Origin of the sequence: Oceanicoccus sagamiensis (genome assembly GCF_002117105.1) — a bacterium.
Taxonomy (GTDB): domain Bacteria; phylum Pseudomonadota; class Gammaproteobacteria; order Pseudomonadales; family Dasaniaceae; genus Oceanicoccus; species Oceanicoccus sagamiensis.
Map to the genome: position 1 here is coordinate 4,032,483 of NZ_CP019343.1, position 12,134 is coordinate 4,044,616.

At 49.4% G+C, this 12,134-nt stretch carries 12 protein-coding genes and 1 pseudogene; 1 reads left to right on the forward strand and 12 read right to left on the reverse strand.

Annotated elements, in window-relative coordinates:
• Nucleotides 1-19: 19 nt before the first annotated feature.
• The 12 genes and pseudogenes from BST96_RS18265 to BST96_RS18320 form a co-directional block, all read right to left on the reverse strand.
• Complete coding sequence (locus BST96_RS18265) at nt 20-2,248, reverse strand: VWA domain-containing protein (protein ID WP_085760073.1); 2,229 nt, start codon at nt 2,246-2,248, stop codon at nt 20-22.
• A gap of 106 nt (nt 2,249-2,354) precedes the next feature.
• Entirely contained in the window at nt 2,355-2,708 is a 354-nt protein-coding gene (locus tag BST96_RS18270) for a hypothetical protein (protein ID WP_085760074.1), read from the reverse strand.
• A gap of 26 nt (nt 2,709-2,734) precedes the next feature.
• Nucleotides 2,735-3,181 carry a YcgN family cysteine cluster protein gene (locus tag BST96_RS18275; protein WP_085760075.1) on the reverse strand — a complete coding sequence of 149 codons (447 nt, stop codon included), beginning with the start codon at nt 3,179-3,181 and terminating at the stop codon, nt 2,735-2,737.
• Between the two features lie 2 nt (nt 3,182-3,183).
• Nucleotides 3,184-3,471, reverse strand: coding sequence for a YcgL domain-containing protein (locus tag BST96_RS18280; protein WP_085760076.1), 288 nt, complete (start codon nt 3,469-3,471; stop codon nt 3,184-3,186).
• Between the two features lie 5 nt (nt 3,472-3,476).
• Nucleotides 3,477-4,619 carry a ribonuclease D gene (gene rnd, locus BST96_RS18285; RefSeq protein ID WP_085760077.1) on the reverse strand — a complete coding sequence of 381 codons (1,143 nt, stop codon included), beginning with the start codon at nt 4,617-4,619 and terminating at the stop codon, nt 3,477-3,479.
• Nucleotides 4,620-4,640: 21 nt separating this feature from the next.
• A complete protein-coding gene (recR, locus tag BST96_RS18290) occupies nt 4,641-5,240 on the reverse strand; it encodes a recombination mediator RecR (RefSeq protein ID WP_085760078.1) in 600 nt (199 codons plus the stop codon).
• 3 nt (nt 5,241-5,243) lie between these two features.
• The gene (locus tag BST96_RS18295) at nt 5,244-5,558 is read right to left on the reverse strand and encodes a YbaB/EbfC family nucleoid-associated protein (protein WP_085760079.1); all 315 of its coding nucleotides are present in this window, start codon (nt 5,556-5,558) and stop codon (nt 5,244-5,246) included.
• Between the two features lie 20 nt (nt 5,559-5,578).
• Nucleotides 5,579-7,387 carry a DNA polymerase III subunit gamma/tau gene (dnaX, locus tag BST96_RS18300; RefSeq protein WP_085760080.1) on the reverse strand — a complete coding sequence of 603 codons (1,809 nt, stop codon included), beginning with the start codon at nt 7,385-7,387 and terminating at the stop codon, nt 5,579-5,581.
• 114 nt (nt 7,388-7,501) lie between these two features.
• Nucleotides 7,502-8,860 (reverse strand): coiled-coil domain-containing protein, encoded by a 1,359-nt coding sequence (locus BST96_RS18305; RefSeq protein ID WP_085760081.1) that lies wholly within the window; start codon nt 8,858-8,860, stop codon nt 7,502-7,504.
• A 218-nt stretch (nt 8,861-9,078) separates the two neighbouring features.
• Entirely contained in the window at nt 9,079-9,885 is an 807-nt protein-coding gene (gene queF, locus BST96_RS18310) for an NADPH-dependent 7-cyano-7-deazaguanine reductase QueF (RefSeq protein WP_085760082.1), read from the reverse strand.
• Between the two features lie 12 nt (nt 9,886-9,897).
• Nucleotides 9,898-10,670, reverse strand: a pseudogene (locus tag BST96_RS18315) (ABC transporter permease).
• Nucleotides 10,671-10,683: 13 nt separating this feature from the next.
• On the reverse strand, nt 10,684-11,604 hold the full coding sequence (locus tag BST96_RS18320) for an ABC transporter ATP-binding protein (RefSeq protein WP_085760593.1): 921 nt from the start codon (nt 11,602-11,604) through the stop codon (nt 10,684-10,686).
• A 129-nt stretch (nt 11,605-11,733) separates the two neighbouring features.
• On the opposite strand from BST96_RS18320, the gene BST96_RS18325 reads away from it, so the two are divergent.
• The gene (locus BST96_RS18325) at nt 11,734-12,129 is read left to right on the forward strand and encodes a PA2817 family protein (RefSeq protein ID WP_085760083.1); all 396 of its coding nucleotides are present in this window, start codon (nt 11,734-11,736) and stop codon (nt 12,127-12,129) included.
• The last annotated feature ends 5 nt before the right edge of the window (nt 12,130-12,134 follow it).

Genomic DNA, 12,134 nt, shown 5'->3' on the forward strand with positions numbered 1-12,134 from the left:
ATCCCCCTAAAAGCTGTGTTTACTTGTCGTCGTCACTACCGGGGTCGATATCAATCGCATCATCGGGCAAATCGAGGATATCATCCAGGTCTTCAACTTCATCGATATCGTCCTCCGGTGAAATAGGATCCTCTTCCAGTACGGTATCATCCAGGTCGATATCAACATCATCTACATCCACCTCGCCGACATCCAATAGCTCGGTATCCAGCTCTTCGATATCCGCACTATCGTCCTCAATCTCTATATCGAAGTCATCGCTCTCTTCTACCACCTCGGCCACTTCTGGCTCCGGCTCCGGCTCTGGTTCTGGTTCCGGTTCTGGTTCCGGGTCTGGTACAGCAGCGACTTCAGGATCAGCTTCTTCTGCCTCATCCTCATAGTCTTCATCAACGTCAACCTCGTCATCTCCCTCCAGAATATCTGAGCGGGTATTACTGCCTTTAACCATTTTATAAGCAAAGAAGCCCAGTACCAGCACCAAGAGGTTGCCGAGGCCGATAGCCCCATATAAACCCATCTGTGCCAAATCCATACCCTCTTCGACAATGACTTCCTGCTCTGCAACAGGCTCTGGCTCAGGAGCTGGAACAGGTTCGGGTTCGGGTTCTGGCTCAGGTGCTGGTTCAGGCTCGGCCACAGGCTCTGGCACCGGCTCGGTCACAGCACTGATGGTCTGCCCGGCAACAGGGTGTTCTATCTGTAGTGTTTGCGTTTGGCTGGTAAAGGCTTCACCGTTATTAAGCTGGCCATTCACGATAAAGTTAACTGCGTAATAGCCTGCGGTATTAACCCCTTCAAGGTCTAACTGCCAGCACCGGTCACCTATCGGGCTGGCCTCAACGGTCTGCTGGCTACCGTCGGGCAAGGTGATACTGGCCGTGGCACTGCTGCTATTGCCATCGATATTATGGTTGCGAGCAAACAGGGTCACTTTATGGCTGGGCGGGTTGTCCTTGGTACTGCGGTTACGCAGATCAAATGCCTCCCTTACCGCCAGTGTTTGCTGCTGCTGACGCTGGAAGGTTTTGCCATTGGCTTGCACAACAACATCATAAATACCCACGGCTTGCAGCACATCGAGGGTGGAACGGAACTGGCCATCGACGGGTATGGGGTCCAGCTCGGATAAGGAAAATTGCCACTGCTCGCCATCATCTCTGCGACTGACCGTAAAACTCATATCGACCAGGTTTAGAAACTCAGAGCGATCAATAATAGCGCCCTGCTCCATCAAGGCAGCGACGATATCTGCCTGGTCACCGACAAAATTGCTCTTCGCCAACGGCTGCACTTTTAAGCTCAGGTTACTCACGATGGTAATACGGCTATTGGGCTCTAAATCAGCTTCTATAGCCCAGTCACCGGTTTCCGGACGCTTGACGGTAATCAGGTCATAATTGTGCTGCCGAAACCAACTAACATCTGCACTATGCTGAGCCTGGGTGTAACGCTGGTTAGTGGGGGAAATCAAGGTGGCCGCTTCCGAGCCCTGCTTGCGGAAGATTAAAGCGGTAAATTCATCAATACTGCTATCAACGGTAAAGCCATTATCTTCCAGCGGCAGCTGCTCGGCGGGTGCAGCGGCATCAAATGCCTGCACAAAAATCTCGGTAAGGTCTTCCGCCGTTTCGGCCACGGCCGCCAGGCCATCGGTCTCTATAGCCAGCCGCTCCATCAGTTCCTGATCGGCATTTTGTGACAGCGCTACCGTATGAATAGTGACACCGGCGTCACGCAGCGTCGGCAGGATATCGTTAATAATTCGCTCTCTGGCCTGAGCGTTTTCAGTTGCAGACTTTGCCACATCCACCATGCCATCGGTGAGTAAAATCAGATGTACTTTATAGCGCGGATCAAGATTGGCCACATCATCCACCGCTTTTTCCAGCGCTGCCGGGATATTGGTACGCAGTGCCACGGAGTTGATTTTTTGCGCCTGATTAAAGGCAGCGCTGCGCCAGATCTGATCAACGGTTTTACTGGGAACCAGGTTATTTACCCACTGACCAAAGGTCCATACACCGGCCTTTGAGCCTTCAGGAAATAGCTGGACTAATAATTCAAGGGCGGGACGACGCAGGTTCTGCGGGTCGTTTTTCTTCATGCTGCCGGAGATATCGATAATCACCCTAACATCAGGGGTTAGTTCGGCATCAGTGATAGAGAGACTAGTGGTATTTTGCGCAACGGAAAGGCTTCCGAAACCAAGGCTAACAACCAACAAGACAAGGCGAGTGATCTTCATACAGGCTTAATCCCAGTATCCACTATAATATTCAGTATTAACAAATAGTTATAGCAGATATTTCAAGATTAACAACACACTGCAAAGCGCTTGCAAAACCCCGTGTCTAAGCCTTGTTTTGGCCGTTGTTTTGCAGCCTAAGCCGATATAGCCGCCAAACCACCGACAGGCAGACAAAGACCAGCATCATGGTAAAAATAGGCCACAACCTTGGTAGTGCGGCATCAAGCCCCAGATTTAGCCCTTCCATAATGGCGGCCATAAAGGCTGGCACCCAATAACCCTGCCCCGGCTCAAGGGGCACCGGTGTAATCAGCAAGGCAAGTAGCAGCAGCTGGATCAGGGTTTTAATATCCTGATTTTTGAAGATGCTTAATACTCGCCACAGCAGTAATTGTGCCGCCAATACAGCAGCCAGATAGATCCCCCAGGAGAGGTAATAATCGTTTGCGGTTTCCATCGCCAACCTATTTGATATTGTGTTGTTTATTCAACCCAATGAATAATATGCTCTTCCATCCCATCGGGATGCACATAGTCTTCACTTAAGGCACGGCCCTGAATCGATACACCACTTTGGTGTACGGTATCTTTACTGCCTGAAATTAATGGGTGCCAATCCTCCAAGGGTTTACCTTCGGCAACCAGCCGGTAAGCACAGGTACTGGGCAGCCAAAAGAAATCAGCGACATCTTCCGGCCGCAACCAGACACAATCGGGCACCAAGGTATTGCGCTGCTGGTATTCGGTACAGCGGCAGTTATCGTCCATATAACGGCAAACTACCTTGGTATAATAAACCTCACCGCTATCTTCATCTTCCAGTTTATGTAAGCAACATTTTGCACAGCCGTCACAGAGCGACTCCCACTCCGAGCTGGTCATTTCATCGAGTGTTTTTGTTTGCCAAAATTCGGGCTGCGGCTCAGTCATGGTTACATCTTGCTGTTTTTTTCATGGAGCTTTTGCATCTCTTTATCGGGCTGCGGCGGCATCTGTAGAAAAAAACCCTGCTCTTCAAGACCCGTCAGAACCTTCTCTATATCCACCCGCGCCAATACCCGCTCGGGGGTTAATACCAATGTCATTGCCTGCTCAGGCTTGCCAAAGCGCTTTAGCAATGCAGCGGGCACCCGTTGTAAATCGTCCTGCTTATCCACATAAAGATACATGCCTTCATGTTTTGAACTTCGATAGATGGTGCAGATTTTTTTTGTGGTCATCGCAGCTACACACCCTCTTTGGCTAAAATCGCCAGCAGCTCATCACCCACTACCGACTTTCTCCAGCCCGACAAGGTGTCAGGTAACTGATAGCTGTCACCATGAAAACCAGAGCGCAGCAGCGACTCATAATCTTTTTTTCTGGCCAGTAACTCCGGTGCCATATTTAGCTGTTCGGCCCGCTTGGCAACATGAGCCTTTAAACGCTTCATGATAGTGCCATTGGCAGGAGGCAAAGGTTTGGGCAAGGCCGGCGGCAGCTCAGTCTTAGGCAAACTCTGACCCTGCTTAATCAGCTTGAGCAAATCATCCCCATTATTACGCACGGTCTTGGGCCCTATTTCATCAATACCCGACAAAGCACGGATACTATCCGGCTGCAGGCGGGCAATTTCAAAACAGCTTCTATCTTTTAATACTCGACCCCGTGGGCGATCTCGGTCGCGGGCTTTATGCTCTCGCCACTCGACAACCAACTGCAAAACACCCAACTGTGCTGCTGATAATTTCCACGCGGATTTAACTTTAAGATAGTGATTGCGGATGGCGTCGGCCCCACCATAGCCATTGATCAGTTTGTTGCACTCTTCCTGCAACCAAGCCATACGCCCCTGTGCTTCCAGCGACTCACAAAGCATTGTATACATGTCAGGCAGATAGGCCACATCCAGCGCGGCATAGTGAATTTGTGAGTCGGTTAATGGCCGCTGCAACCAATTCGAGCGGGTTTCACCTTTGGCTACATGGATTTGCAATAGCGCCTCCGTCATCGCCTGATAGCCAAGGCTAAATCCCAAACCATTCATACCGGCGGCAATCTGGGTATCAATAAGCGGTGTCGGCAGCACACCCAGCAAACGGTCAAAGACTTCCAAATCCTCACTACAGGAATGCAGCACTTTGGTAATTGCAGGGTCGGTCATTAAAACCTTAAAGGGACTAAAATCGTCGATCGGCAAAGGGTCTATCAGAAAGCAACCACTGCCATCAGAAACCTGAATCAGCGCACCAATGGGATAGAAGGTATCCGTACGAATAAATTCGGTATCCAAGGCCAATACCGTAGCCTTTGACCACTGCTGGCAAAACTGCGCCAAGGCTTCATTGGTATCGATATAAACCGGGTGATCAATTTGGCGTGACAGCATAGAACCTACTTAGTATTTTCGTTAGTCGACAACACGGCGGCCATTTAAGGCATGGGCCAGGGTACCCGCATCGACATATTCCAGTTCGCCACCTAAAGGCACACCGTGGGCAATTCTTGAAACCTCTATCCCCATGGCCTTAACCTGGTCGGTGATATAGAAAGCCGTTGCCTCACCTTCTACGGTTGGGTTGGTGGCAAGAATGACTTCTTTAATTTTTTCATTGTCTAATCGTTGTAATAAATCACTGATGCCAATTTCCGCCGGACCTATACCGTCGATCGGTGAAAGGTGCCCCATCAGCACAAAATATAAACCCCGGTAAATACCGGACTGCTCAAAGGCAAAAACATCCGCCGGTGTTTCTACAACACAGATAATGGATTTATCACGCTTATCGTTTTCACAAATCGAACAGCGAGGCTGCTCGGTTAAAGTACGGCAACTACTACAACGACCCACACCGGAGAGGGTTTTTTCTAATTGTTCGGCCAGTTTAAAGCCGCCCTCGCGGTCACGCTCCAGTAAATGGAAGGCCATTCTCTGGGCCGACTTGGGGCCAACACTGGGTAGACAACGCAAGGTTTCTACCAACTGATCGATTAAGGGGCTAAAGGCCATTCCTTAAAACGGCATCTTAAAATTGGACAGGTCAACGCCACCGGCCAAACCCGACATGGCATCGCGGTTGGTGTCCTCCACTTTGCGCACCGCATCATTAACCGCAGCGGCCAGCAGATCTTCCAACACGTCTTTATCTTCAGACATTAGGCCCGGATCAATACTGACGCGACGCACATCGTGACGACCGGTCATCACTACTTTTACCATGCCCGCACCGGATTCGCCCTGCACTTCTTTATTGGCCATTTCTTCCTGCGCCTTTTGCATCTGCTCTTGCATCTGCTGGGCCTGTTTCATAATGTCATTAATTTTCATTGCTTCCTCGTTACGGTCTGTTAAACCGGCTCTACACTATCTTCCACCAGCACGGCGGCAAAGTCGTTAATCAAGGTTTGTACGTTGGGGTCGTTTTGCAGATCAACCAAGGCCTGCTGCCTGCGCTCTTTAATTAAACGCAATTTTCGACCCGATGGCGTTTCTACCTCTACCGGCTTGACGTTGATAGTCAATTTTATCGGGGCATTTAAAGTGACCGATAAATGCTCCTGAATACGTGCGGTATAGCTGTCGCTAAACAATGTCGCATTGCCTTCATCCAGATCCAATACCAGCTTGTCGCCATCGACTTGCTTGAGCACACAATGGGAGGCGATATTACCAACGACACCGCCAAAACCCAAACGCTCAAACAACTGGTTCCAGCTCGACGGGGTAAGCTGTGACAGCGTGATAGTCTCTGTGGCTGGAGGAAGCGTTGATTCCGGCTGCTCTAACGGCGGTGGCGCAACAGGCTCTGGCTCTGGCACAGCAACAACCACTGGCTTGGGGGCTTGTGCTGGCTCAGGCGTTATTAGAGGCTCCGGTATTGGCTCTGGTATTGGCTCAGCTACAGACTCAAGCTGAGCTGCCACTGGCTGCCCAGCAAGCTCTTTAACACCCGGTCGCTCAGCTACCGCGGGGGGCGTTGCGACCGGTTCAGGCTTTTTTACGGGTTGTGGCGCCTCCGCAGACGCCGCGCTTTGGGTATTTTGTACACTGGCCTGGGGCAGCACCGCTATCCCCGCAGGCTTAAAAGCCAGCATTCGTAGCAATACCATTTCAAAGCCACTACGCGGGTCCGGTGACAGCGGTAAATCCCGGCGGCCATTTAAAGCCATTTGATAAAAGAGCTGTACATCTTCAGCCGCTATACGCCCCGCCAATTCGGTGACTCGCTCGCGGTCGCCAAAGCTATTATCGGTGGCATCTGGCACGGCCTGAGTAATGGCAATGCGGTGTAACAAGGTAAGCAGCTCTTCGAGGGCCGCGATATAGTCCGGGGCATGTTCTGATAATTGGCTAACCGCAGCCAATACCTGGGCACCGTCAGCGGTGGCCAGTGCATCGATAATATCGTAGACCGCCGTCTGATCGATGGTACCCAGCATATTGCGTACATCGGGCTCTAACAATTTACCCGAGCCAAAAGAGATAGCCTGATCGGCCAAACTCATGGCATCACGCATGCTGCCATCGGCAGAGCGTCCCAATAACCATAGGGCCGCCTCATCAAAGCTCACCATCTCCTGCTCTAACACATGCTGTAAGTGGCCAACGATGCGCTCAGGGCTCATATTTTTCAGATTAAACTGCAAGCAGCGGGACAAAATAGTCGCAGGCAGTTTTTGTGGATCGGTAGTAGCTAGCAGGAACTTAACATGGGGGGGCGGCTCTTCCAGAGTTTTTAACAGCGCATTAAAACTGTGGGTGGAGAGCATATGCACCTCATCGATCAGGTACACTTTGTAGCGGCCCACGGTGGGCGCATATTGAACGTTTTCTAATAATTCCCGGGTGTCTTCAACTTTGGTGCGGGAGGCCGCATCTACTTCAATCAAATCGACAAAGCGACCTTCGTTGATAGAATTACAGGCGCTGCACTGGCCGCAGGGCTCAGAGCTGACACCCACTTCACAGTTAAGGCACTTGGCCAGGATTCGGGCGATAGTGGTTTTACCCACACCGCGGGTACCGGTAAACAGATAGGCATGATGTAAGCGGTTGTGATCAAGGGCGTTAATTAACGCCTTGAGCACATGCTCCTGCCCGACCATTTCACGGAAGGTTTTAGGCCGCCATTTACGGGCCAATACCTGATAGCTCATCTAAGGATTACCAACGATTAATTATGCTGCGAAGGATACACTAGCTCAGTGCTGACATAAACCACAACAACAGGTTTAGGGGGTTGATTAAGGTGCCGAGACCCTGGCATGGGCTTACTTCATTTTAAGTTCGAGGTAACGCTCTTCCAGTTCGATATGCTGAGTTTGCAGGTTGAGTAGCTCCTGCTGCATTTCTTCTAATTTGGACTTAAGGATTTCAACATTTTCGGCATCGCCACTTTCGCCACCACCGGACTCTATACGCGCTTTAAGGCTGCTATTTTCTTCTTCCAGCGCCGCTATAGTGGCAAGCATATCTTTACTTTCATTGGTGAGGTCTTTAACCATGGCCTCTATGCGCTCAACCTCTTCATCAGAGCTTGCGCTATCGCTGCCACCGCCAGTTTCAAGCTGGGCTCGCAACTGCTCATTTTCATCCATAGCACGGGTCAATTCATCCTCAATCAATTGTGAGCAGGTTTCAGCTTCCTGCATAAAGCGCTGCTGCTGCTCTAACTGTTCAGTTAAGGCGCTGACCACTTCTTGCTGGTCTTCTGGCGATGAAGACGTCAGTAGCTTTTTCTTCAGTTCAGTAATGACCTTGTGCTGGTCAACAGCCATATTTTTAAGCCGCAGTATTTCTTCCTGATTGGCAATAATGGTTTTTCCGGCTCCGGAGGACTGTAAATTAGCTTCTACGCCACCCTCTGGTTTAGCCTTTGTTGCGCCGGAGCCCTCGGACTCGATTAAGTCACCAATATCACTATAGGCATTGGCATATTTGTCTAACAGGCCATCAAACTCTTCTCCCGCACCCAGTTCTTTGCCCATTGCGGTAAGTTGCTGGTAGTAGTCTTCAGCCTGAGCCTGACTGGCTTCCCACTTGCTCTCCATGTCAAAAAATAGCTTTTTAAAGCGCTCAAGGTTTTCAATACGGCTTTTATAAACCGCTATTTCATCACTGGCATCACCGCCCTCCTCAGCGGCCGGCTCTTCACTTGGCGTATTGGCCCCTTCATAAAATTGGATAATTTGCTCAAGCTTGGCCTGCAACACCTCCCAGCTGGAACTGTCTTCTCCGCCGGCATAACGAGCCTCTTTTTCGGCAATCAAAAAAGCATGGCGCAGCGCTGAAGCCTGCCTGTCGATAGGGGCATCCGGTGCAATATCAAGCACGATATCCCGGTCTGGGTTAAGGGACTGGTGATGGTCGCGGGTCGCATCAATTTCGGTATCAAGGTAATCAAGGAAAGATAAGGAGGGGCTATCTTCTCTTTCAGCCAACTGTTTCAGGGCTTTTTTGGTTTCATTGCGGGACTTGCCAATCGATTTGCGCAGGCTGACAATTTTATCTTCCAGTTTAGCAACCAGCTTTCTTAGCTTGCCCAGATGCAGCATCAGGAAGATGCAGACAATAAGCAGTAATACCGCTAATTCAGCAGTGATATAAAAAAGAAGAGTCGAATCTAGCATAAATACATTCCGCTACTATTAGCGCGTTAGGACATCTTTTGTGCCGCCATGGCCACTCACAGACAACGTGTTCTGAGGCCACCCTAACAATCTTGGCTAAGCCTATGAAACTATGGATTTTTCTTATCTAAGGATTATGGTACAGCCAGCGTCATTTAGCCATGTAAGGGGGGCAAGAAATTGAGCAAATAGCGCTTAATAGAAGCTTTTGGTCTGGATTATTGCCGATTAAGGCGGATATTTTGCGGATCATGGGGGTAACTGGCTCGAAATGGATTGATATCCAGACCACCACGGCGGGTATAAAGCGCCCGTACCGATAGCCGCTGCGGGTCGCAGGCTGCGCTAATATCCGTAAAAATACGCTCCACACACTGCTCGTGAAACTCCTGGTGCTGACGATAACCAATCAAGTATTTGAGCAGACCTTCGTGGTTGATTTGCGGGCCGGTATATTGAACCACAATACTGGCCCAATCTGGTTGAGCTGTCACCGGACACAGCGAACGCAGTAAATGGCTGTACAGGGTTTCCTCCACTTGCTGGCCGACGTTACCCAGCAACAGCGGGTCTGGGCTATAGCTCGACAGACTGATATCCAAATCATCCAGACAAACACCCTCAAGCTGCGAAATAGCATTGCCATTGGCAACGTTATGAATAATCACATCGACCGGAGCCTGCACACAGGCGGATAGATCTTGCACCAGCCGTGCCTGTAATTCAGCACGGTCCCTTACTACGGTTTGGTTAAACGAATTTAAATACAGTTTAAAAGACTTTGACTCCACGATAGCGCTGGACTCACAGGGAAAACGAAACTCAGCACAGGCTACCTGGGGTTTGCCTTTTGCATTTAACCAGGACAATTCATAGGCATTCCAGATATCTACACCGGTAAACGGTAGCTGCCCCGCCGCAACACCCAGACTGTCTCGGGACTGCTGCCTGGCTATGGGAAATAATAGATCGGGACTATAGGTGTCCACATACTCTACGTCTTTACCCAATAATATATCTTTCATGCTTATCGCCTTTTACTGCCGCAAACTTTTGCCGGAGTTAAGTAACCACAGACTGAAAAAGTAAGCCACCAGTGTAAATACAGCGACCATCACAAACGCCCAACTAACATTGATATCGCTGATCCCCAATACCCCGTAACGAAAGGCATTCACAATATAAAGAATGGGATTGGCTTTGGAGACATCAGCCCAAAACTCTGGCAATAAATCGGTTGAATAAAATACCCCGCCCAAATAAATTAACGGCGTTAATAAAAAGGTGGGGATGATGGAAATATCATCAAAGGTATTGGCGTATACCGCATTAATAAAGCCGGCCATAGAGAAGAACACCGACGTGATCACCACAATAGAAATGGTGACGGTATAGCTATGAATCTGTAAATCGGTAAAGAATAATGCCACCAGAGTCACGATAAAACCTACACCCAAACCACGGGCCACGCCCCCATAACAAAACCCAGTAAAATAATATAATTGGGGGTTGGTGAAACCAGCATCTCTTCAACAAAGCGCTGAAATTTAGCCCCAAAAAACGATGACACCACATTGGTATAGGAGCTGGTGATGACCGACATCATAATCAGACCAGGAACCACAAACTCCATATAGCTAACACCGGCCATGGGACCAATGCGCTTGCCAATCAAATTACCAAAGATAATAAAATATAAGGTAATAGTGATCACTGGTGGCACCAGAGTTTGCGTCCAAATACGCATAAAGCGTTTTATTTCTTTGCGTACGATAGTTAAAAATGCAATGAGTTGTTCTTGAAAGCTCATGAGTGGTATTCCGTTAAGCTGCGCTGGTATTCACTAAATTAACAAACAATTCTTCGAGGCGATTGGCCTTGTTGCGCATGCTTGTGATGTCTATTCCCGCCGCCGTCAATTGGGCAAATAAGGTATTCACTGACTGCCCCTTTTCGATCTCTACTTCCAGCGTATGACCATCGGTTAAGCGCACCTCAAAATCTGGCAGCGAGGGCGCAGCGGATAATGATGTACTGGTATCGAGGATAACCACCTCTTTATGCAACTGGGATAATAGCTGTTTCATACTGGAATGCTCAGCAATTTCGCCATGATTGATAATGGCAATATGGCGACACAGGCTTTCTGCCTCTTCCAGATAATGGGTGGTCAGTATAATGGTGGTGCCGTTGTCGTTAAGCTGTTTTAAGAAGGCCCACATAGACCGGCGCATTTCTATATCCACCCCGGCGGAAGGCTCATCCAGGATTAATAAGCGGGGCTCATGCACCAGCGCCCGGGCGATCATCAGCCGGCGCTTCATGCCACCAGATAAACTGCGGCCGGTATCAAAACGCTTTTCCCATAGGCCCAGGGCTTTTAAATATTTCTCCGTTCGCTCCACCGCAAGCTTTCTGGTTAGGCCGTAGTAGCCGGCCTGATTAACCAGAATATCAAACACCTGCTCAAAATTCGGGAAGTTAAACTCCTGCGGCACAATACCAATCTGTTTTTTGGCCAGAGAGAAATCGGTATCGATATCATAACCGAAGACACTGACCTGACCGGCCGTCTTTCTCACCAGTGAGCAGATAATGCCAATGGTGGTCGACTTACCGGCACCGTTAGGCCCCAGCAGGGCAAAAAAGTCGCCCTCTTCTACCTCAAGGTCGATTCCCTTCAAGGCCTGAAAACCATTATTGTAGGCCTTGCTTAATTGCTTGATGGATAAGGCGGTGGTCATTGCTGGCTGGTACTCAAAACAGGTTAATGAAAACGGCGATAATAACATGGAACCGTGGGCTACTGGCTTAATTAGATTGCTCTGATAAACTACGCCGCTCTTAATATCACTAGCCCAGGCAAATATCCAATGAGCGACTCCAGTTATTTCAACCATCACCACAAGCTGTTACAAGCTCTATTTCAGCATTGCGAGCAGCAACTGCCCTTTAATGATGAGCGGGCCAGTGAGGTAGATACTGAGTTTTTGGCATCCCTCAAAACCATTAGCGAAGCGACCAGCCCGGACGAAACGTTTATCGAGCAGGGGCAATCGATTATTTGCCGCATTGTCAGCCATTACCAGCATATTACCCCGGTGGTTAACCGTGACCTGTTCTGGTTTTTTGGCGGCGAATGCCTGCACTATATGGCCGATGATGAGCTGGCGCTTTATCAGCAACTGGATGAAAAGCTGCATGAAAGTAATGGCGGCGATAGTTTGGACTATGCAGAAGTAAAGGCGAGTATATTCCAGCTACATTAGGCAGC